This window comes from Streptomyces marinisediminis, assembly GCF_026262575.1.
GTDB classification, from domain to species: Bacteria; Actinomycetota; Actinomycetes; order Streptomycetales; family Streptomycetaceae; genus Streptomyces; species Streptomyces marinisediminis.
The window spans coordinates 128023-149686 of the sequence record NZ_JAPKFL010000006.1 but is presented as its reverse complement, the minus strand read 5'-3'; the positions used below and the strand labels follow the sequence as shown (position 1 = coordinate 149686).

At 75.9% G+C, this 21664-nt stretch carries 19 protein-coding genes; 11 read left to right on the top strand and 8 right to left on the bottom strand.

Features of this window, described 5'->3' with window-relative positions; translation table 11 throughout:
• Nucleotides 1-3 precede the first annotated feature (3 nt).
• Nucleotides 4-825, bottom strand: coding sequence for a pyrimidine reductase family protein (locus OSB71_RS07125; RefSeq protein ID WP_265945427.1), 822 nt, complete (start codon nt 823-825; stop codon nt 4-6).
• A gap of 64 nt (nt 826-889) precedes the next feature.
• Between OSB71_RS07125 and zapE the strand changes: the two genes are divergently transcribed.
• Complete coding sequence (zapE, locus tag OSB71_RS07120) at nt 890-2008, top strand: cell division protein ZapE (RefSeq protein WP_416237210.1); 1119 nt, start codon at nt 890-892, stop codon at nt 2006-2008.
• Between the two features lie 108 nt (nt 2009-2116).
• Nucleotides 2117-2977 carry a polysaccharide deacetylase family protein gene (locus tag OSB71_RS07115; RefSeq protein WP_265945425.1) on the top strand — a complete coding sequence of 287 codons (861 nt, stop codon included), beginning with the start codon at nt 2117-2119 and terminating at the stop codon, nt 2975-2977.
• A 138-nt stretch (nt 2978-3115) separates the two neighbouring features.
• On the opposite strand, the gene hemQ is transcribed toward OSB71_RS07115, so the two are convergent.
• Genes hemQ through hemE form a run of 3 tightly spaced genes read right to left on the bottom strand, consistent with a single transcriptional unit; the run spans nt 3116 to nt 6327 of the window.
• A complete protein-coding gene (hemQ, locus tag OSB71_RS07110; protein ID WP_265945423.1) occupies nt 3116-3835 on the bottom strand; it encodes a hydrogen peroxide-dependent heme synthase in 720 nt (239 codons plus the stop codon).
• Nucleotides 3836-3845: 10 nt separating this feature from the next.
• Nucleotides 3846-5243 (bottom strand): protoporphyrinogen oxidase, encoded by a 1398-nt coding sequence (hemG, locus tag OSB71_RS07105; RefSeq protein WP_265945421.1) that lies wholly within the window; start codon nt 5241-5243, stop codon nt 3846-3848.
• 19 nt (nt 5244-5262) lie between these two features.
• Nucleotides 5263-6327: a uroporphyrinogen decarboxylase gene (gene hemE / locus OSB71_RS07100; protein WP_265945419.1), complete on the bottom strand. Its 1065-nt coding sequence runs from the start codon at nt 6325-6327 to the stop codon at nt 5263-5265.
• A gap of 103 nt (nt 6328-6430) precedes the next feature.
• Between hemE and OSB71_RS07095 the strand changes: the two genes are divergently transcribed.
• From OSB71_RS07095 to OSB71_RS07065, 7 genes are all read left to right on the top strand, one after another.
• Nucleotides 6431-7060 carry a DUF3000 domain-containing protein gene (locus tag OSB71_RS07095; RefSeq protein ID WP_265945417.1) on the top strand — a complete coding sequence of 210 codons (630 nt, stop codon included), beginning with the start codon at nt 6431-6433 and terminating at the stop codon, nt 7058-7060.
• Nucleotides 7061-7634: 574 nt separating this feature from the next.
• Nucleotides 7635-8297 carry a helix-turn-helix transcriptional regulator gene (locus tag OSB71_RS07090; protein ID WP_265945415.1) on the top strand — a complete coding sequence of 221 codons (663 nt, stop codon included), beginning with the start codon at nt 7635-7637 and terminating at the stop codon, nt 8295-8297.
• Nucleotides 8298-8399: 102 nt separating this feature from the next.
• Nucleotides 8400-9665, top strand: a complete 1266-nt coding sequence (locus tag OSB71_RS07085; protein ID WP_265945413.1) for a ribonuclease D — start codon at nt 8400-8402, stop codon at nt 9663-9665.
• 194 nt (nt 9666-9859) lie between these two features.
• Nucleotides 9860-11080 (top strand): thiolase family protein, encoded by a 1221-nt coding sequence (locus OSB71_RS07080; protein WP_265945411.1) that lies wholly within the window; start codon nt 9860-9862, stop codon nt 11078-11080.
• Entirely contained in the window at nt 11077-13212 is a 2136-nt protein-coding gene (locus tag OSB71_RS07075; protein WP_265945409.1) for a 3-hydroxyacyl-CoA dehydrogenase NAD-binding domain-containing protein, read from the top strand. The genes OSB71_RS07080 and OSB71_RS07075 overlap by 4 nt, the downstream gene beginning before the upstream one ends.
• 133 nt (nt 13213-13345) lie before the next feature.
• Nucleotides 13346-14332, top strand: a complete 987-nt coding sequence (galE, locus tag OSB71_RS07070) for a UDP-glucose 4-epimerase GalE (protein ID WP_265945407.1) — start codon at nt 13346-13348, stop codon at nt 14330-14332.
• Complete coding sequence (locus tag OSB71_RS07065) at nt 14329-14721, top strand: NYN domain-containing protein (RefSeq protein WP_265945405.1); 393 nt, start codon at nt 14329-14331, stop codon at nt 14719-14721. The genes galE and OSB71_RS07065 overlap by 4 nt, the downstream gene beginning before the upstream one ends.
• 19 nt (nt 14722-14740) lie before the next feature.
• Here OSB71_RS07065 and OSB71_RS07060 read toward each other — a convergent pair whose 3' ends face one another.
• From OSB71_RS07060 to OSB71_RS07045, 4 genes are all read right to left on the bottom strand, one after another.
• Nucleotides 14741-16360, bottom strand: a complete 1620-nt coding sequence (locus tag OSB71_RS07060; RefSeq protein WP_416237209.1) for an ArnT family glycosyltransferase — start codon at nt 16358-16360, stop codon at nt 14741-14743.
• 76 nt (nt 16361-16436) lie between these two features.
• Entirely contained in the window at nt 16437-18443 is a 2007-nt protein-coding gene (gene dxs, locus OSB71_RS07055; RefSeq protein ID WP_265945600.1) for a 1-deoxy-D-xylulose-5-phosphate synthase, read from the bottom strand.
• 164 nt (nt 18444-18607) lie between these two features.
• The gene (locus tag OSB71_RS07050) at nt 18608-18778 is read right to left on the bottom strand and encodes a hypothetical protein (protein WP_265945403.1); all 171 of its coding nucleotides are present in this window, start codon (nt 18776-18778) and stop codon (nt 18608-18610) included.
• A gap of 111 nt (nt 18779-18889) precedes the next feature.
• A complete protein-coding gene (locus OSB71_RS07045) occupies nt 18890-19357 on the bottom strand; it encodes an MSMEG_6728 family protein (RefSeq protein ID WP_265945401.1) in 468 nt (155 codons plus the stop codon).
• Nucleotides 19358-19582: 225 nt separating this feature from the next.
• On the opposite strand from OSB71_RS07045, the gene OSB71_RS07040 reads away from it, so the two are divergent.
• Nucleotides 19583-20860 carry an NAD(P)/FAD-dependent oxidoreductase gene (locus OSB71_RS07040; RefSeq protein ID WP_265945399.1) on the top strand — a complete coding sequence of 426 codons (1278 nt, stop codon included), beginning with the start codon at nt 19583-19585 and terminating at the stop codon, nt 20858-20860.
• A 250-nt stretch (nt 20861-21110) separates the two neighbouring features.
• Complete coding sequence (locus OSB71_RS07035) at nt 21111-21662, top strand: RICIN domain-containing protein (RefSeq protein WP_265945398.1); 552 nt, start codon at nt 21111-21113, stop codon at nt 21660-21662.
• The last annotated feature ends 2 nt before the right edge of the window (nt 21663-21664 follow it).

The window sequence follows — 21664 nt, the reverse complement described above, 5'->3', positions numbered from 1 at the left end:
CGCTCACCCTTCCCGCCGACGGTAGCGCGTGAAGAGGAAACCGGCCTCCTCAAGCACCGACTCCAGCGTGAAGTCGGCCGGGACCTCCAGCGCCGGACCGTTCATGATCCGGGGCGCCTCCCCGGCGGTGACCCGGGGCGAGAGGCTCAGGCACAGCTCGTCCAGCACGCCCGCGCCCGCGAACTCGCCCAGCACCCACGGCCCGCCCTCGGTGAGCAGCCGGTAGTGCCCGTGCCCGGCCAGCAGCTCCGGCACCCGGGCGGGGTCGGCGCCCACGCCCTCCCCGGCGAAGACCACCCGGGCACCGGCCGCCTCGGCGGCGTGCACGCGGTCCGCCGGCGCCCCGGCGCCGGTGAGTACCAGGGTCGGGGTGCGGGGTTCGGTGAACAGCGGGGCGGAGAAGTCCAGCTCCAGGCTCGCGCTCAGCACCGCGATGGCCGGTGCGGGGGCCTGCCCGGCCGCCGCGCGCCGGTCGGCGAACGCGGGGCGGGCCCGGGCCGGGCGGTACCCCTCCTTGCGGACGGTCTCGGCGCCGACGACGACGGCGTCCGCGAGGGCGCGCAGCACGCCGAAGACGCGCATGTCGGTGTCGTTGGACAGGGGCTGCGAGCGGCCCTCGTGGTGGGCGGCGCCGTCGAGCGAGGCCACCATGTTGGCGCGCAGCCAGCTCCGCGCGGCCCGCGGCCCGGTCTGCGGCGGGTAGGCGTAGGCGTCGGCCAGCTCCGCGAGGCTCCAGGCCCGGTCCGCGGTCTCGCCCGGCGCTGCGGGGTCGGCGTCCGGGGCGGCCCGGGGGGCGGCGGGGGGCGGGGGGAACAGGCGTCGCATACGCGCAGTGTGGCACGGGCCACCGCCGCGCGAGGGGGCCGCCCCGGGCCCGTACAGTGGCAGCGTGTCGTCCTCTGCTGCCCACTCCTCCCACTCCGTGCCCACGGCCGCGCGCGACGCCGGTGCGGCGCCCGGCGCGCTGAGCGAGCGGCACCCGCACGTGCCCGCCGAGCAGCTCGTCGCGGAGCTGGTCCCGCCGCCGCGCTTCGACGCGGTGCGCTTCGACACCTACATCCCGGACCCGGACCAGCCCAGCCAGGCCGAGGCGGTCGAGGTGCTGCGCGGCTTCGCGGCCTCGCTCGGCGGCCCGTCCCCGGCCGGTTCCGGCCGGCGGCGCTGGTTCCGCCGCTCCCGTCCGGCCGCGCCGCGGGGCCCGCGCGGCGTCTACCTGGACGGCGGCTACGGCGTCGGCAAGACGCACCTGCTGGCCTCCCTGTGGCACGCCACGGACGCACCGCCCGAGCGCAAGGCCTTCGGCACCTTCGTGGAGCTGACGAACCTGGTGGGCGCGCTCGGCTTCCAGCAGACGGTGCGCACGCTCGCCGGGCACCGGCTGCTGTGCATCGACGAGTTCGAGCTCGACGACCCCGGTGACACGGTGCTCGTCTCCACGCTGCTGGGCCGCCTCGTCGACGAGGGCGTGGCGCTGGCCGCGACGTCCAACACGCTGCCCGGCAGGCTCGGGGAGGGCCGCTTCGCCGCCGCGGACTTCCTGCGCGAGATCCAGGGGCTGGCCGACCACTTCCGCCCGCTGCGCATCGACGGCGAGGACTACCGGCACCGCGGGCTGCCGCAGGCCCCGGCACCGTTCGCCGAGGCCGAGGTGGTGCGGGCGGCGCAGCGCACCCCCGGCGCCACCCTGGACGCCTTCCCCGCCCTCCTGGACCACCTCGCCACCGTCCACCCCAGCCGCTACGGCGCGCTGTGCGAGGGCGTGCGCGCGGTGTGCCTCACCGGCCTGACCCCCGTCCCCGACCAGGCCACGGCGCTGCGCCTGGTGGTGCTCGCCGACCGGCTGTACGACCGGGAGGTCCCGGTCGTCGCCTCGGGCCGGCCCTTCGACGCGCTCTTCGGCGAGGACATGCTCAAGGGCGGCTACCGCAAGAAGTACTTCCGCGCCATCTCCCGGCTGACGGCGCTGGCCCGCGACGGCGAGACCCTGGTGGGCCCCGCCGGGGACTGACGCGCCGCCCGGTCGGCGAGGGGGCGGCGGCGTCACCCGGGTCGGCCGGTCGGCCGGGCGGAGTACGCCGACCTGCCCGAGTGTGATCATCACACTTAATGTCGCAGGGTGACCACCCGTACACGCACCGTCGCCCTCGCGCTGGCCGCGCTGGCGCTGACCGCCACCGCCTGCGGCACCGGCGGGCCGCCACCGGACGCCGAGCGGGCCTCCGCCGCCCCGCGCGAGGCCGCGGCCGGGGAACCCGCGCCCCGCCGCCCCGCCACGCTGCCGCTCACCCGGGACGGCCGGGCGCCCGTCTTCGCCCACGGACGGCGCGTGCCGCGGGACAAGACGGTGGCCCTGACCTTCGACGCCGACATGACCGCCGACCAGGGGCCGCGCGCCGCCGCAGGCGAGCCCTTCGACAACCCGGAGCTGGTCGGGCTGCTCCAAGCCGAGCGGGTGCCGGCCACCTTCTTCGTCACCGGCATGTGGGCCCGCACCTACCCCGGGCAGACGGCCGCGCTCGGCCGCGACCCGCTGTTCGAGGTCGCCAACCACTCCTACTCCCACTACGCCTTCACCCGGCCGTGCCACGGGCTGCCCGCCCTGGAGCCGGGGCGGGCGCTGGCGGAGGTCCGGCAGGGTTTCGCGGCCCTGCGGGCGGCGGGCGTACCCGACCCGGTGCCGTACTTCCGTTTCCCCGGCGGGTGCTACACCGACGCCACGCTGCGCGAGATCGCCCCGGCGGGCGTGACCGTCGTGCAGTGGGACGTGGCCGGGGGCGACCCGTTCACCGAGGACGCCGACGCGGTGGTGCGGCAGGTGCTGTCCGGGGTGCGGCCGGGGTCGGTGGTGGTCCTGCACTGCACGCGCAGCGCCGCCCCCGCGACGGCGGAGGCGGTGCGCCGCGTCGTCCCGGAACTGCGCGAGCGCGGGTACCGGTTCACGCGCGTGTCGGAACTCGTCGCGGACAGCGCGCGCTGACGGGAACAGCGAAGCGGAGCCGTTCGTTCCACTGAACGTGGGGCCCGGCGGTTTTCCCCCGAACGCCGGGTCCCACACCTGTCCGACCGGCGCACGTACCACCCGCGTACCGCACGCGCCGGGCTCGGCCGCCGCCGCTCACGCCAGGTCGGCGACGAGCCGCGCGAGCGTCTTGCGGCGGCCGGTGTAGAACGGCACCTCCTCGCGCACGTGGCGGCGCGCCTCCGACCCGCGCAGGTGTCGCATCAGGTCGACGATGCGGTGCAGCTCGTCGGCCTCGAAGGCGAGCATCCACTCGTAGTCGCCCAGCGAGAAGGAGGCGACGGTGTTGGCGCGCACGTCCGGGTAGCCGCGCGCCATCCTGCCGTGGTCGGCGAGCATGCGCCGCCGCTCCTCGTCGGGCAGCAGGTACCACTCGTAGGAGCGCACGAACGGGTAGACGCTCACGTACGCGCGCGGCGTCTCGTCGGCCAGGAACGCCGGGATGTGCGAGCGGTTGAACTCGGCGGGCCGGTGCAGCGCCATGTTCGACCACACCGGCTCCAGCGCACGGCCCAGCCGGGTGCGGCGGAACCGGTTGTAGGCGTCCTGGAGCGCGTCGGCGGTCTCCGCGTGCCACCAGACCATCACGTCGGCGTCGGCGCGCAGCCCGGAGACGTCGTACGTGCCGCGCACCGTGACGTCGTCCGCCGCGAGCCGCTCGAACAGCTCCTCGACCTCCTCGGCGTACCCGGAGCGGTCCTCGGGGAGCAGGTCCCGCAGCCGGAAGACCGACCAGAGGGTGTAGCGGATGACCTCGTTGAGATCCTTGGCCTTCTTCCCCGCGTTGGGGGCCTTGTGCGGTGCGGCGTCAGTCATGGCCCCATTCTCACCCCTGGCCCGTGCCGGCCCGCTCCAGGGTCCGGTCGGCGGCCCGCTCGCCGGAGGCGACACAGGCGGGGACGCCGACGCCCTCGTAGGCCGCGCCGCACAGCGCGAGCCCGGGCAGCCGGGCGACGGCGGCCCGCACGCGGGCCACCCGCTCCAGGTGGCCGACCGGGTACTGGGGCAGGCCGTCCGGCCAGCGGGTGACGGTGGCCGCGACCGGGCGCGCGGTGAGCCCGACGGCGTCGCGCAGGTCGTGCAGCGAGGCGGCGACCAGGTCCGCGTCGTCCCGCTCCAGCACGGCCTCCTCGCCGTGGCGGCCCACGGAGGTCCGCAGAACGAACAGCTCCGGGTCCTGCTCGGCGATCCAGGACCACTTGTTGCTGGCGAAGGTGGCCGCCTTGATGGTGCGCCCGTCCACCGGGGGGACGAGGAAGCCGCTGCCGGCGGGCACGCCGCCGCCCAGGTCGGCGCGGCGGAAGGCCAAAGTGCACAGCGCCATGGAGGCGTACTCCACGCCCGCCAGCGCCTCGGCCGCGCCCGGGGCCTGGTCGCGCAGCAGGCGGGCGGCGGCCGGGGCGGGCAGCGCGAGGACGACGGCGTCCGCGCGGTGCGCGCCGTCGTCGGCCCGCACCTCCCACCCGTCCGGCGTGCGGCGCAGCCCGCGCGCGCCCACGCCCGTCGCGATCCGCCCGCCCGCCGCGCGCACCGCGTCGGCGACCGCGCCGGGCAGCCGCCCCACGCCCCCCGCGATGCCCTGGAAGACCGGTCCGGACGCCGCCGTGCGCGCCGTCCGCTCCTGGAGCGTGCGCACGGCGGCCAGCAGCGAGGGCTCGGTGCGTGCGGCCTCGTAGAGCTGCGGCAGCGCCGCGCGCAGCGAGATCCGGTAGACGTCGCCGGCGTACACGCCGCTGAGGAGCGGTTCCACGAGCCGGTCGACCACCTCCCGGCCCAGCCGCTCGGCGACGTAGCCGCCCACGGTGACGTCGTCGCCCAGCGGCGTCGGCGCGCGCTCGGCGTCCTCGGCGACGCGGGCCAGCCCGTCGGGGGAGACGACGCCCGCGACGGCGGCCGGGTCCCCGGGCACTCCCATGAGGTGGCCGCGCGGCATGGGGCGGACGGCGCCGCGCGTCCACAGGGCGCCGCCGGCCACGGCCGGGGCCTGCAGCGCCGCCTCCAGCCCCACGGCGCGGGCGAGCCCCACGGCCTCCGGGCGGCGGGCCAGGAGCGACTCGGCGCCCAGGTCGACGGTGACGCCGGCGATCCGGCCGGTGCGCAGCTTGCCGCCGAGCCGGGCCGCGGCCTCCAGCACCGTGACCCGCGTCTGCGGGCCACCGCGCGTCAGCAGCCGGTGGGCGGCGGCCAGGCCGGCGATGCCGCCGCCGACGACGATGGTGTGCATGCCGGTCCCTCCCGGCGGCTCAGCGCGCGGTCTGCTCGTGGACGTAGGCCACCAGCCGGGTCAGCGCGTCGGGGTCGGTGTCGGGCAGCACACCGTGGCCCAGGTTGAAGACGTGGCCGGGCAGCCCGGCGGCGGCGTCCAGCACTGTGCGGGCCTGGGCCTCGACGGCCTCGCGGGGCGCGAACAGCACGGCCGGGTCCAGGTTCCCCTGGATCGCCCGGCCGGGGCCGACCCGGCGCGCGGCCTCGTCCAGCGGCACCCGCCAGTCGGCGCCCACCACGTCGGCGCCCGCCTCGCCCAGCAGCGGCAGCAGCTCGCCGGTGCCGACGCCGAAGTGGATGCGCGGCACCCCGTAGCCCGCCACGGCGTCGAAGACCTTGGCGGAGGCCGGCATGACGCGCGCGCGGTAGTCGGCCGGGGCGAGCGCGCCCACCCAGGAGTCGAAGAGCTGCACGGCGCTGGCGCCCGCCTCGATCTGCACGCGCAGGAACGCGGCGGTGATGCCGGCGAGCCGGTCCAGCAGCTCCGCCCACAGCTCCGGCTCCCCGTACATGAGGGCCTTGGTGTGCTCGTGGTTGCGCGAGGGTCCGCCTTCGACCAGGTAGCTCGCCAGGGTGAAGGGGGCCCCGGCGAAGCCGATGAGCGGGGTGGCGCCCAGCTCGTCGGTGAGCATGCCGACGGCCTCGGCGACGTAGCGGACGTCGTCGGGCGTCAGCTCCCGGAGCTGGTCCAGGTCGGCCCGGGAGCGGATCGGGCGGGCGACGACGGGGCCGACGCCGGGCTTGATGTCCAGGTCGACGCCGATGGCCTTGAGCGGGACGACGATGTCGCTGAAGAAGATCGCCGCGTCCACCCGGTGGCGGCGCACCGGCTGCAGGGTGATCTCGGTGACCAGGTCGGGCCGCATGCAGGAGTCCAGCATGGCGATGCCCTCGCGCACCCGGCGGTACTCCGGCAGGGAGCGGCCGGCCTGACGCATGAACCAGACGGGGGTGTGCGGCACCGGTTCACGGCGGCAGGCGGCGAGGAACGCGGAGTCGTACGTCTTGCTGGGCGGGCCCTGCGGGCGGTCAACGGCAGTCACAACCGGCAGTCTGCCACGCGCCGTGCGCCCGCACCGACGTGGTGGTGAACCGCCGGGTGTTCCTACCCGGCTCCGGGCTCGGGGGCGCCTAGTCTTCGGGACCATGACAGCGGCGCGTGCACACCAGTCGGAGGGTCCCGAGCACGGCGAGACGGCACCGGCGGCCTTCCGGCAGGCGGTCGCCGCGCTGACCGCCGCGCGCACGCCGGGCGCCGTGCACCTGGAGCCGCTCCCGGCACCACGGCGGCTCGCGCCGCACGCCCACGCGGTGGGCGCCTCCGTCGTCGTGGACGAGGAGGAGCTGGCCGACGGCCGGTTCGTCCTGCTGCACGACCCGCACGGCCAGGAGGCGTGGCAGGGCACGTTCCGGGTGGTGACGCTGGCCCGGGCCGAGCTGGAGGCGGAGATGGCGACGGACCCGCTGCTTCCGGAGGTCACCTGGTCCTGGCTCACCGGCGCCCTGGAGGCGCGCGGGGTGCAGGTCCGGCAGCCCGGCGGCACGGTGACCCGGGCGGGGTCGTCCTTCTTCGGCCAGCTCGGCGGGCGTCCGCCCGAGGCGGAGATCGAGCTGCGCGCCTCCTGGACGCCGCCGGCCTCCTTCGGCTTCCCGGACGTGGCCGCGCACTTCGGCGCGTGGTGCGACCTGCTGCGTCAGTGCGCGGGCCTGCCTCCCGAGCCGCCCGCCGAGCCCGACGCGCCCGGCATCGTCCCCCTCCCCCACCGGCGGCGCTGAGCCCGGTTTGGGGCGCTGAACCCGGTCGGCGGCGCCGAGCCCGGCCCGCGGCACCCGGCCCGGGCTCACCGCGCCGAGTCCGGGCCCCGCGCGGTCCGTCGGCGCCGCCCGCCCGTCGCACGCCCGGTGACCCGTGACCCGTGACCCGTGACCCGGTGACCCGGTGAGCGACGGACGGAAGGCTTCCGCACGGCGACCGCCCCGCCCCGGCCGCAGCCCCTCCCGGACGCCCGGCGGCGTCCCCGGCCCCCGTCCCGACCCGCACCCGCACCCGCACCCGCACCCGCCGGCGGCGCACGAGGGCGCGGGCACGGCAGGCCCGGTGGGCACGGCAGGCCCGCCCGTGCACGGCCCGCAGGCCCCGGCGACAGCCCCGGCACCGGCGCGCGGTCCGCGCCGCGGGCCCGGCAGGGCGGACTCAACACGTGCGGCATTCACGCACGGTTGTCCGAATTGAGAATTTTGTACTCACTCGTTCGTGATCTTCCCTAAAGCGACCCCCACGGGGTGCCGAATGACTTCGTGACCCTTCCCCAGGGACTCCCGCCGCCCACTCCACTCCCCAGGAGGCTCGGTGTCCGTTCTGCTCGACCACCCCACCAGCCTGGTCGCCTACCGTCCGAACAAGCCCACGGCCATGGTCGTCGTGGCCGACCCCCGCGTCCGCTCCACCGTCACCCGGCACCTGTGGGCGCTGGGCGTGCGGGACGTGATCGAGGCGTCGTCCGTCGCCGAGGCGCGGCCCCGCGTGGGCAACCCGCGCGACATCTGCGTCGCAGAGGTCCACCTGCCCGACGGCTCCGGGCTGACGCTGCTGTCCGAGACCCGCGCCGCGGGCTGGCCCAACGGCCTGGCCCTGTCGGCCGCCGACGACATCGGCGCGGTGCGCAACGCGCTGGCCGGCGGCGTCAAGGGCTACGTCGTCACCGGCACGCGCAACAACCTCGCCATGGCCGCCCGCCCCGGCGCCGCGGCGATCGGCGCGGCCGCCGCGCGGCTGCACCGCCGTCCACCCGGCGCCCCCGGCCACCCCGGCGGCCAGCGCGAGCTCTCCGGCCGCGAGGTGGAGGTGCTGCGCCTGGTCGCCGAAGGCCAGTCGAACAAGGCGATCGGCGTGTCGATGGGGCTCTCGGCGCTCACCGTCAAGAGCCACCTCGCCCGCATCGCCCGCAAGCTGGGCACCGGCGACCGCGCGGGCATGGTGGCCGTCGCCCTGCGCACCGGCATCATCCACTGACGCCGCACGCCCCGCGGCGCCCGCCGACGTAACGTTCCGTCGGCGGGCGCTGTCCGCAGGGTCACCAGGGCGGCCGTCAGAGGCCGCCTATACCCTTGTCGGGTGACCGACGCTCAGGAGACCCCAGCAGACAGCGCAGCTCAGTCCCCCTCCGCGGCCCCGGCCCCGATGCCGGTGCCCCTGCTGGAGCCGGGCGACGGGATTCCGCCGGTCACCGCGGACGCCGACGGGCTCGCCGCGGTCGTGGCCGCGTTCGCCGAGGGCAGCGGCCCGGTGGCGGTGGACGCCGAGCGGGCGTCGGGCTACCGGTACGGTCAGCGGGCCTACCTGGTGCAGCTCCGGCGCGCGGGCGCGGGCACCGCGCTGGTCGACCCGGTCGCCTGTCCCGACCTCTCCCCGCTCGCCGAGGCGCTCGCAGACACCGAGTGGGTGCTGCACGCCGCCTCCCAGGACCTGCCGTGCCTGCGGGACATAGGCATGGTGCCCGGCACCCTCTTCGACACCGAACTGGCCGGGCGGCTCGCGGGCTTCCCCCGGGTCGGGCTCGGGGCGATGGTCGAGGGCGTCCTCGGCTACACCCTGGAGAAAGGGCACTCGGCGGTGGACTGGTCCTCCCGCCCGCTGCCCGAGCCGTGGCTGCGGTACGCCGCGCTCGACGTCGAACTGCTGGTGGAGCTGCGCGACGCGCTGGAGAAGGAGCTGGAGCGGCAGGGAAAGCTGGACTGGGCGCGCGAGGAGTTCGCCGCCATCGCCTCCGCTCCCCCGCCACCGCCGCGCAAGGATCCCTGGCGCCGGACGTCCGGCATGCACAAGGTGCGCCGGCGCCGCCAGCTCGCCGTCGTCCGCGAGCTGTGGCAGGCGCGGGACAAGGTGGCCCAGCGCCGCGACGTCTCGCCGGGCAAGGTGCTCACCGACGCGGCGATCGTCGAGGCCGCCCTCGCCGCGCCGGAGACGGCGGAGGCGCTGGCCAAGCTGCCCGGGTTCAGCAGCCGGGCGGGCCGCCGGCAGCTCCAGCACTGGCAGGCCGCGGTGGACCGGGCGCGGGCGCTGCCGGAGTCGGCGCTGCCCCAGCCCGGCCAGACGCCCAGCGGACCGCCCCCGCCGCGCGCGTGGGCCGAGAAGGACCCGGCCGCCGCGGCCCGGCTGGCCGCCGCCCGGGCCGCCGTCACCGCGCACGCCGAGCGGCTGGGCATGCCGCAGGAGAACCTCATCACCCCGGACACGGTGCGCAGGCTGTGCTGGGAGCCCCCGGCCGACACCGGCCCCGACGCCGTGGCGGCCGTGCTGCGCGACCACGGGGCCCGCGAGTGGCAGATCGAGCAGACGCTCCCGCTGCTGACCACGGCGCTGCTGGCCGCCCCCGCCTGACCCGGTCGGCGGCGCCCGCGTCGCGCCGTGTGACCGGAACCGCACGGGCTCCGGCGAGGCTGGCCCTTGCCTCGTGGTTACCGGCAAGTAGCATGGGTGCGGGAAGCCCGCACCGCGCGCACCCGTGCCGCGAGCCGCGCGGCGGCAGCGTTCTCCCGGACAACCCCGGCCGCACCTGCAGGAGGAGAGCCAACGTGCCTCGTACCGCTAGGGACGTCGTCTTCGTCGACGGCGTTCGCACCCCGTTCGGCAAGGCGGGACCGAAGGGCATCTACCACGAGACCCGCGCGGACGACATGGTCGTCAAGTGCATCCGTGAGCTGCTGCGCCGCAACCCGGACCTGCCGCCCGAGCGCATCGACGAGGTCGCCGTCGCGGCGACCACGCAGATCGGCGACCAGGGCCTGACCCTGGGCCGCACGGCCGGCATCCTCGCCGGGCTGCCCCAGACGGTCCCCGGCTACTCCATCGACCGCATGTGCGCCGGTGCCATGACGGCGGTCACCAGCACCGCCGGCGGCGTCTCCTTCGGCGCCTACGACGTCGTCCTCGCGGGCGGCGTCGAGCACATGGGACGGCACCCCATGGGCGAGGGCGTGGACCCCAACCCCCGCTTCGTCTCCGACAAGCTCGTGGACGAGTCGGCCATGTTCATGGGCATGACCGCGGAGAACCTCCACGACCGCTTCCCGCACCTGACCCGGGCGCGCTCGGACGCCTACGCCGTGGCCAGCCAGGAGAAGGCCGCCAAGGCGTACGCGAACGGCTCGATCCAGTCGGACCTGGTGCCGGTCTCGGTGCGCCGCACCAACCCCGAGGGCGGCGAGACCGGCTGGGGCCTGGCCACGGAGGACGAGCCGATGCGCCCGGGCACCACGCTGGAGAACCTGGCGGGCCTGAAGACGCCGTTCCGCGCGCACGGCCGCGTCACCCCGGGCAACGCCGCGGGCCTCAACGACGGCGCCACCGCCTCGCTCATCGCGGCCGAGGACGTCGCCCGCGAGCTGGGCCTGCCGGTGAAGATGCGCCTGGTGTCGTACGCGTTCGCCGGGGTGGAGCCGGAGGTCATGGGCATCGGCCCGGTGCCCTCCACCGAGAAGGCGCTCGCCAAGGCGGGCCTGTCCATCGGCGACATCGGCCTGTTCGAGATCAACGAGGCGTTCGCCGTCCAGGTCATCGCGTTCCTGGACCACTTCGGGATCGCCGACGACGACCCGCGCGTCAACCAGTACGGCGGCGCGATCGCCTTCGGCCACCCGCTGGCCTCCTCCGGCGTCCGCCTGATGACGCAGCTCGCTCGGCAGTTCGAGGAGCAGCCGCACGTGCGCTACGGCCTGACGACCATGTGCGTCGGCTTCGGCATGGGCGGCACCGTGATCTGGGAGAACCCGCACTTCGAAGGGGCAGGCAAGTGACCACAGGCACCGGGACCCGAGAACTGCTCAAGGGCGCCGCCGAACTCTTCCCCGACGAGGTGGTGACCCAGGCCCACGTGCGGCACCTGGACCTGCCCGCCCGTGCCGGACGGTTCGCGCTCATCACGCTGGACAACGGCTTGGACCACACCAAGCCGACCACCTTCGGCCCGCAGTCGCTGGCCAACCTGGACGCCGCCATCGACCAGGTGGAGGCCGAGGCGGGCCGCGGCGAGATCGTCGGCGTCGGCATCACCGGCAAGCCGTTCATCTTCGCCGTCGGCGCCGACCTCAAGGGCGTCGAGCTGCTCGGCCGCCACGAGGACGCCCTGGCCATCGGCAAGGGCGGGCACGAGGTCTTCAAGCGGCTGGCGCACCTGGCCGTGCCCACGTTCGCCTACTACAACGGCGCGGCGATGGGCGGCGGCGTCGAGGTGGGCCTGCACTGCACCTACCGCACCGTCTCGCAGTCGGCCCCGGCGTTTTCGCTGCCGGAGGTCTTCCTCGGCCTGGTACCGGGGTGGGGCGGCTGTGTCCTGCTGCCGAACCTGATCGGCGCCGAGCGCGCGGTCAAGGTGATCATCGAGAACTCGCTGAGCCAGAACAAGCAGCTCAAGGGCGCCCAGGTGCACGAGCTGGGCATCGCCGACGCCCTCTTCGAGGGCGCGGACTTCCTGGAGCAGTCGCTGCACTGGACGGCCGCCGTGCTCTCCGGCGAGCTGAGCGTGGCCCGCCCCGAGGTCGACCGCGGCGAGGCCTGGGACGCGGCCGTGGCCCACGGCCGCGCGGTCGCCGACGCCAAGGTGCACGGCGCCGCCCCGGCCGCCTACCGCGCGCTGGACATCATCGCGGCCGCCAAGGACGGCGACCTCCAGGCCGGTTTCGACGCCGAGGACACGGCGCTGGCCGACCTCATCATGGGCGGCGAGCTGCGCAGCGGCATCTACGCCTTCAACCTGGTGCAAAAGCGCGCCAAGCGGCCGGCCGGCGCGCCGGACAAGTCGCTGGCCCGCCCGGTGACCAAGGTCGGCGTGGTGGGCGCGGGTCTGATGGCCTCGCAGTTGGCGCTGCTGTTCGCCCGCCGCCTGGAGGTGCCGGTCGTGCTGACCGACATCGACCAGGAGCGCGTGGACAAGGGCGTCGGCTACGTCCACGAGGAGATCGACAAGCTGCTGCTGAAGGGCCGCGTCGGCCAGGACAAGGCCAACCGGCTCAAGGCGCTGGTGACCGGCTCCCTGGACAAGGCGGCCGCCTTCGGCGACGCCGACTTCGTCATCGAGGCCGTCTTCGAGGAGATGGGCGTCAAGCAGAAGGTGTTCGCCGAGGTCGAGGCGGTCGTGCCGGAGCACGCCGTCCTGGCCACCAACACCTCCTCGCTGTCGGTGACGGAGATGGCCGCGCAGCTCAGGCACCCCGAGCGCGTGGTCGGCTTCCACTTCTTCAACCCGGTCGCCGTGCTGCCGCTGCTGGAGATCGTCCGGGCGGAGCGGACCGACGACGCCTCACTGGCCACCGCGTTCGCCGTGGCCAAGAAGCTCAGGAAGACCGCGGTGCTGGTCAAGGACGCCCCGGCGTTCGTCGTCAACCGCGTCCTGACCCGGTTCATGGGCTCGGTGCTCGGTGCCATCGACGAGGGCACGCCGGTGGAGGTCGCCGACCGGGCGCTGGCCCCGCTGGGCCTGCCCATGTCGCCGATCGTGCTGCTGGAGCTCGTCGGCCCGGCCGTCGCGCACCACGTCGCCGGGACGCTGCACGACGCCTTCCCCGAGCGCTTCGGCGTCTCGGAGAACCTGGGCCGCGTGGTCTCCGCCGGCAAGCGCGGCCTGTACCTGCCGGGCACCACGGAGCTGGACCCGGAGGTGGCCGCGCTCTTCGAGACCGGCGACACCGCGCTGACCGAGGAGCAGGTCCGCGACCGGGCGCTGGACGCCATCGCCGAGGAGATCGACCTCATGCTGCGCGAGGGCGTCGTCGCCGAGGCGCAGGACGTCGACCTGTGCCTGATCACCGGCGCGGGCTGGCCCTTCCACCTGGGCGGCATCACGCCGTACCTGGACCGCGCGGGGGTCAGCGAGCGGGTGCGCGGCGCGACGTTCCACGCCCCGGGCGTGGCCAGCGTGCCGCAGGCGTAACCCGTCGCTCCCTGACCGACGGCCCCGACGCCCCGAGGGCCCCGCACCGCGCGCACGCCGCGTGGTGCGGGGCCCTCGCGCCGTCTGCGTGCTCGTCAGCCGCTCGCCGGAGGGGGCCGCATAGGATGGGCGGATGACCTATCTCGTGACCGGAGGAGCCGGCTACATCGGCGCGCACGTCGTGCGGGCGATGGTGCGGGCGGGCGAGCGCGTCGTCGTGCTGGACGACCTGTCCACGGGCCTGCGGCAGCGGCTGCCGTCGGACGTCCCGCTGGTGGAGGCCTCCGTGCTGGACCGCGCGGCGCTGGACCGGGTGATCGCCGAGCACGGCGTCACGGGCGTCGTGCACCTGGCCGCCAAGAAGCGGGTGGGCGAGTCGGTGGAGGTGCCGCTGCGGTACTACCACGAGAACGTGCACGGGCTCCAGGTGCTGCTGGAGGCGGTCGTCGCGGGCGGGGTGGAGGCCTTCGTGTTCTCCTCCTCCGCCTCCGTCTACGGCATGCCGGACGGGGAGACGGTGACCGAGGACACCCCGTGCGCCCCGATGAGTCCGTACGGGGAGACGAAGCTGGCCGGCGAGTGGCTGGTACGCGCCACCGCCGGGGCCCACGGGCTGCGCACGGCGTGCCTGCGGTACTTCAACGTGGCCGGCGCTGCGGCCCCCGAGCTCGCCGACACCGGCGTGGCCAACCTGGTGCCGATGGCCTTCGAGCGCCTCACCGACGGCGCGGCCCCCCGGATCTTCGGCGACGACTACCCCACGCCCGACGGCACGTGCGTGCGGGACTACATCCACGTCGCCGACCTCGCCGACGCGCACCTGGCGGCGGCCCGCGCGCTGGCGTCGGGCCAGGTGCGCCCCGGCGCGGACCTGACCGTCAACATCGGTCGCGGCGAGGGCGTCTCGGTGCGGGAGATGATGGACGTCGTCGCCGAGGTGACCGGGCGGAAGTTCACCCCCGAGGTGACGCCCCGCCGCCCCGGCGACCCGGCCCGCGTCGTGGCCCGCGCCGACCGGGCCGCGCGGGAGCTGGGCTGGACGGCGCGGCGCGACGTGCGGGAGATGGTCGCCTCGGCCTGGGCGGGCTGGCCGCAACGCGACCCGGCCCCCGTCGCGTGACGGCGCCCCCGCCGCCGCTGGTCGTGGTGGACGCCGCCAACGTCGTCGGCTCCGTCCCGGACGGCTGGTGGCGCGACCGGCACGGGGCCACGGAGCGGCTGCGCGACCGGCTGGCCGCGGCGCGCGGGACGGGAGGCGGCCTGGCCGGGGTCGCGGAGCCGCTGGAGCTGGTGCTCGTCGTCGAGGGCGCGGCGCGCGGCGTGGCGCCGGTGCCGGGGGTCCGGGTCGTGGCGGCGCCCGCCAGCGGGGACGACGCGATCGTCGCCCTGGTCACGGCCGAGGGCGCCGGGCGCCCGGTCGTGGTGGTCACCGCCGACCGCGGACTGCGCCACCGGGTGGGCGAGCGCGGGGCGTCCGTCGTGGGTCCCCGGCTCCTGCCGCGCTCCTGACCCGGCCGGTGCGGCGCGCTCAGCGCTCCGTCCGCGCGTACACCACCGCGCCGTCCACGACGCCCACCCGCTCGTAGCGCTCGGCCAGCACCCGGCGCAGGGACGGCAGCCGCTCGGGACGGTACGGCTTGCCCCGCGAGTCGTCGACGATCAGCGCGGGCCGTGCCGCCGTCAGCTCGTGCAGGAACACCGGCCAGGTGCCCGGCACGCCGTACCGCTCCCCCACGCGCGGCCCGTCGCGGCCGCCGCTGTAGTTGGTGAGCAGCCCGGCGGTCAGGTACCGGGAGGCGGGCGGGCGGTCGGCGAGCCAGTAGGTCTCCGGGTGCATGCCCCACACCAGCACCCGCTCCCCGGGCTCCGTCCGCGCCCGTATCGTGGCCGCGAGGCGCTCGGCGTGCCGCAGGGAGTCGCGTTCGGCGTGGCTGCCCCAGGCCACGAAGACGGTGCTCACCACCACCGAGACGAGGACGGTCAGGCGCAGCCAGTCGGTGGTCAGCAGGTGCAGCGCCCCGGCGGCCAGCAGCGCCAGCGGGGGCAGCAGTTGCAGGTAGTAGTGGCCGAAGAAGTGGAAGCCGGTGACGACGCCGACGGCGGAGGCGGCCAGCCACAGCCACAGGTCGAAGGAGAGCACGTGGCCGCGCGGCACCCGGCGGCGCAGCACGGTGAGCACCGGCAGCAGCGCTCCGCCCGCGCCGAGGGCGAAGACGGCCGTGGTGCCCAGCGCCCGGCCCAGCACGTGCAGTTCCGAGCCGGCGAAGGTCGCGTAGGAGCCGGAGCCGGTGACGGTCCAGAACAGGGTCCGGGACAAGCCGGTGGCCAGCGCGGTCGCCAGCAGCGGCGCGGCGAAGGCGGCCAGCACGACCAGCAGCGCGCGCAGCCTCGGCGCGCCGCGCGGCACGCCGCGCCACACCAGGTAGAGCACGGGCAGCAGCACGGCGCCGCCGGTCTGCTTGGCCAGGACGGCTCCGGCCACCGCGAGCCCGGCGGCCCACCAGCGGCGCCGGTCCGCGTACCAGAAGGCGGCGGCCGTGCACGGCAGCAGGAAGACCTCGAAGGTGGCGGCCTGGGCGTCCTCGGGGTTCAGGCCCACCGAGGCGAGCACGCACAGCACTCCGGCCGTGGCGCCCGCCCGGCCGCCCCAGCGGCGCCGGGCGACGGAGGCGACCAGGGCGGCCGTCCCGGCGACGGCGAGTACCGCCAGGGCCCGCAGCGGCCACAGCGAGTCGTCCCCGAAGAGCGCGAAGGCGCCCTGGTACAGCCACGGCAGCAGCGGCGGCTTGCGGTCGACGACGGTGCCGTAGAGGGTGCCGCCCGCGGCGAGCATGCGGGCCTGGGTGGCGACGAAGCCCTCGTCCGGGTTCCACACCGGGCGCTGGAAGGACGGCAGGCGGGTGACGGCCGTCAGGACGAGCAGCGCCGGCAGCAGCCGGAGCCAGAAGGCGCGCGCGGGCATCCGCGCCCGGCGGCGGCCGCCCGGCACGGAGCCGGCCGGCCGGCGCGGGCCGGGTGGCGGCCCGGGCGACCGGGGGCGCGGCGCCCGGGCGAGGGGGACGGTCGCGGACGACGCCGCGGCCGGGTGGGCCGCCACGAGGTCGGTCGGGGCCTGCGGGGACGAGCCCGGCGGCTCGGCGGTCGGCATGACGCCTCACCCTATCCGGCCCCGCGCGCCGCCCGGGAGGCGGAGTGCGGGGCCGGTGGGCACGGCTGAGCGGGCGTCAGTCGCGGGCGGACTCGCGCTGCCGGTCGGGGGCGGCGGCCGGTGCTCCGGCGGGCGGGTCCGCGTCGCCGTAGCGCCCGTCGAGCTGGGCGACCAGGCCGGTGACCTGGCGGGCCACGTCCGGGGCGGTCAGCCCGATCTCGGCCAGCACCTCCTTGCGCGAGGCGTGGTCGAGGAAGCGGGGCGGGATGCCGAAGTCGCGCAGCGGCACGTCCACCCCGGCGTCGCGCAGGGCCTGGGAGACGGCCGAGCCGACACCGCCCACCCGGGAGTTGTCCTCGACGGTGACGACGACCCGGTGCCGGGCGGCCAGCGGGGCGAGCGCCTCGTCGACGGGCTTGACCCAGCGCGGGTCGACCACCGTCGTGCTGATGCCCTGCCGTTCGAGCAGGTCGGCGGTCTCCAGGCACATCGGGGCCAGCGCGCCGACGGAGACGAGCAGCACGTCGGGGCGGTCGCTGCCGGGCTCGCGCAGCACGTCCATGCCGCCGACGACCCCCACGGCCGGGACGGCCGGGCCGACGACGCCCTTGGAGTAGCGCACCACGGTGGGGGCGTCGTCCACCGCGACCGCCTCGCGGAGCTGGGCGCGCAGCTGCTCGGCGTCGCGCGGCGCGGCCAGGCGCAGGCCGGGCACGACCTGGAGGATGGACATGTCCCACATGCCGTTGTGGGAGGCGCCGTCCGAGCCGGTCACGCCCGCCCGGTCCAGCACGAACGTCACGCCCAGCCGGTGCAGGGCGACGTCCATCAGCACCTGGTCGAAGGCGCGGTTGAGGAAGGTGGCGTAGACGGCGAAGACCGGGTGCAGCCCGGCGGTGGCCAGCCCGGCGGCGGACACCGCGCCGTGCTGCTCGGCGATGCCGACGTCGAACACCCGGTCGGGGAAGGCCTCGGCGAAGGGGTGCAGCCCGGTGGGGCGCATCATCGCGGCGGTGATCGCGACGACGTCCTGCCGCTCCCGGCCGATGCGCACCATCTCCTCGGAGAACACCGACGTCCAGTCGGCGCCGGAGGTGGAGACGGGCAGGCCGGTGTCGGGGTGGATGACGCCGACCGCGTGGAACTGGTCGGCGTCGTCCTGGCGGGCGGGCTGGTAGCCGCGGCCCTTCTCGGTCAGGCAGTGCACGATCACCGGGCCGCCGAACCGCTTGGCGCGCAGCAGCGCGGACTCCACCGCGGTCACGTCGTGCCCGTCGATCGGGCCGATGTACTTCAGGCCCAGGTCTTCGAACAGGCCCTGCGGCGCGATGACGTCCTTCAGGCCCTTCTTGGCGCCGTGCAGCGTGCCGTAGAGCGGCTTGCCGACGACGGGGGTGCGGCTGAGCATCTCCTTGCCGCGCGCGAGGAAGCGCTCGTAGCCGTCCGTGGTGCGCAGGGTGGCCAGGTGGTTGGCGAGGCCGCCGATGGTGGGGGCGTAGGAGCGCTCGTTGTCGTTGACGACGATGACCAGCGGGCGGTCCTTGGCGGCGGCGATGTTGTTCAGCGCCTCCCAGGCCATGCCGCCGGTCAGCGCGCCGTCCCCGATGACGGCGACGACGTGGTCGCCGGTCTCGCGCAGCTCGTTGGCCTTGGCGATGCCGTCGGCCCAGCCGAGCACCGTGGAGGCGTGGCTGTTCTCGATGACGTCGTGCGGGGACTCGGCGCGCGAGGGGTAGCCGGACAGGCCGCCCCGGGTGCGCAGGCGGGAGAAGTCCTGGCGACCGGTGAGCAGCTTGTGCACGTAGGACTGGTGGCCGGTGTCGAAGAGCACCTTGTCGCTGGGCGAGTGGAAGACCCGGTGCAGGGCGATGGTCAGCTCCACCACGCCCAGGTTGGGGCCCAGGTGGCCACCGGTCCGGGCCACGGACTGCACCAGGAACGAGCGGATCTCCGCGGCGAGCTGATCGAGCTGCTGCGGACTGAGCCCGTCGAGGTCACGCGGCCCCTGGACGCGGGCCAGCAGTGGCCGTCCCCGTGCAGGCTCGCTCCCCGCTGTCTCCGGTCGTCGCGGTTCGCGCGGCACCTTTGGCACTGAGCCTCCTTGCTCTCGGGCTGTTCGGCCTCAACCGATCTTCCCGAGTCTAGTATTCGCGCCGACGGCGCCGCCTGGCGTGGGTGGGAGATGCGTCACCCCGCCGGGGTGCGCGCCCTCGCGCGACCGGCGCGTGCCGTGCGCGTGCGCGGTGCTCAGCTCCGGGACGCGCCCGGGTGGGCGGCCCGCACGTCGCTGAAGTCGATGGCCTCCCGCGCCTCCCGCTGCGTCTCCTCGGCCACCTTGCGCGACTCGGCCAGGATGTCGCCGTGCTCCTCTATGAGACTGTCGTAGATGGGCGCCTCGGGACTGCCGGACGACGTCATCGGGGGCTCCTTCGGATCGGTTTCCAGGGCGTGCCGGTGGCCGCACGTGACGGGGCACGAGCGGTCGGCGACGCAGTTTACGTGGCCCTTACAGCGCACGGCGCCGCGCGGTCAGGTTTCCCGGTCGGACGCCGGCCACACATAGGGAAGGTCGTCCGGAACGCCAGGGAAGCGGGGCCGGTAGTGGGCGGGGTCCTTGCGGACGAGCGCGGACTGGTGGCTGCGGTGGAACGCCGCGTCCCCCAGCCACGGCGGCAGCTCCCCGGCCGCGGCCAGCTCGCGCTGGGTGCGGACGGGCTCCGCGCGCCCGGCGGCCGCGAGGTCGGCCAGCATGGTGGCGGCGCAGGTGTCCTTGCCGCCGCCCTCGCACCACACCCGGCACACGTCCAGGCCGTACCGCACGAGCGCCTCGGCGTACCCCGTCCACATCCGCACCGCCGGGTGGTGCCGCCACCCGTACCCGGGCACGGTGAGGCCGCGCAGCACCTGCAGCGCCTCCACGCGCTGCTTGCCCAGCCGGCGGCGGTCCAGGGTGGCCGCGGCCTCCGGGAAGTCCGGGTAGGGGAGGAAGGTCTGCATGGCGCCCGCGTACCCCGTGGGGGCCGTTTCCGCGCCCGCGCCCGGCGAGCGGGGCGAGATGTCACCCGGTCGGCGGTCCTTCGCGTCCGCCTCTCCGGGGGGGGCGGGGTCGCTCGCGGCGGGGGCGGCGGGGGCGGGTCCGGGCCGCGCCCGGCGCGCGGCGGCGCCCGGGCGGGGCGGGGTGCACGCGGGGTTTGGGCCGGCTCGCTCGCGGTCACCCGGGCGGTGATGGACGCGATAGCGAAGCGGTGCGACGTCGTGGTGGTGGGGGCGGGGCTGGCCGGGCTCGCCGCCGCCCGCGCGCTGACGGCGCGCGGCCTGGAGGTCCTGGTGCTGGAGGCCGGGGACGCGGTCGGCGGCCGGGTGCGCACGGACACCGTCGACGGGTTCCTGCTGGACCGCGGCTTCCAGGTGCTCAACACCGCCTATCCCGAGGTGCGCCGCCAGCTCGACGTGGAGCGTTTGGACCTGCGCCCGTTCGAGCGGGGTCTGCGGGTGTTCTCCGAAGGGCGGCTGTTCCGGCTGGGCGACCCCCGCCGCGACCCCCGGGACGCGGTGCGGGCCCTGCGCGCGCCGCTGGGCCCGCTGCGCGGCCGGCTGGCCCTGGCCGCGTACGCGTCCGGCGCCGCCGCGCTGCCCGCGCGCCGGCTGCTGCGCCGCACCGACGAGCCGGCACTGCGCGCCTGGCAGCGCCGGGGACTGACCGAGCCGGTGATCGGGAAGGTGCTGAGGCCGTTCTTCGCCGGGGTGACGCTCGACTCCCGGGGCGCCACGTCGAGCCGGTTCGTGGAGCTCATGCTGCGGATGTTCGTGCGCGGCGAGGCCGGGGTGCCGGACGCCGGGATGCAGCAGATACCGGAGCAGTTGGCCCGCGACCTGCCGCCCGGAGCGTTGCGGCTGCACACCGTGGCGCGGGAGGTGGCGCCCGACCGGGTGGTCACCGGCGAGGGCACGGTGCACGCCGGGGCGGTGGTCGTCGCGACCGACGCGGACGCCGCGGGCCGCCTGCTGCCGGGGCTGCCCACGCCGCGCTGGAAGGGGCTGACCACGCTCTACCACGCCGTGGACGGCTCCCCCGCCCCCGGCGCCACCCTGCTGGTGGACGCCGACCGCTCCCCCGTCGCCAACACCGTCGTCGTCAACGCGGCGGCGCCCTCGTACGGGCCCGCCGGGCGCACGCTGGTGGCCACGACGTTCCTGCACGGGGACCCGCACGCGCCCGGCACGGACGTCGAGGCCCGCGTGCGGCGGCGGCTGGCCACGCTGTACCGCACGGACACCGGCGGTTGGGAGCACCTGGCCACCTACAACATCCCGCACGCTCTGCCCGACATGACCGCTCCCCACCCCTTCCGGCGGCCCGTTCGGGTGGGCGGGCTCTTCGTGTGCGGCGACCACCGCGCCACCAGCTCCATCGAGGGCGCCCTGGCCTCCGGCCGGCGCGCGGCCGACGCGGTGGCCGCGCACGTGGCCGCCCCGGCTCCGGCGCCGCAGGCGGAGTAGGGGCACCCTGGTGCTGGCGCCGGTGGCGCCGCAAAGGTCCGCCGGGAAGGTCTGACGGAAAGGTCTGACAGAAAAGTCTGACGATCCGACAGACGCCAGGCGCACCACCGTGCCGCGCCCCGCGCGCCTGCGCCGCCCGTATCGGTGGTTTCGCTCCGCAAAGGCGGCGGACGGGCCGCTCCGCCGGGAAGCATGGGCACCGCACGCCCCGCACGCCGCGGGGACCTGCCGCTAGGAAGGAACCATGCCCATGTTCCGTAGGAAGCTGCTCGCCGTCACGGCCCTGCTCGGCCTGGCCTTCGCCGGGCTGTCGGCCAACCCGGCCGGTGCCGCCGCTCCGGCTGCCGAGGCCGCCGCGGAAGCGGCACCGACGGCGCAGACCCTGGTGCTGCGCAGCGTCAAGAACTCCAACCTCGTCGTCGACCTCGCGGGCAGCTCCGCGCGGCCGGGGACCCCGGTCATCACCTACCCGTACCACGGCGGCGCGAACCAGCAGTGGGAGGTCGTCCCGGTGCAGGGCGACTGGTTCCAGCTCCGCAACAAGGCGTCGGGCACCTGCCTGGTGAACGGCTACCACAGCGTGGAGAACGGGCACGAGCTCACCGGGTACGGCTGCAACAGCGGCTACGAGGACCAGCTCTGGGCCCGCGTGCCGGTCGAGAACGGCAAGGAGTTCACCCTGGTCAACAAGTACAGCGGCAAGTGCATGGACCAGACCCGCACGCCGCAGGCGCGGACCCCGATCATCCAGTGGACGTGCCACGGCCTGGCGCACCAGCGCTTCACCGCGCAGAGCGTCTGACG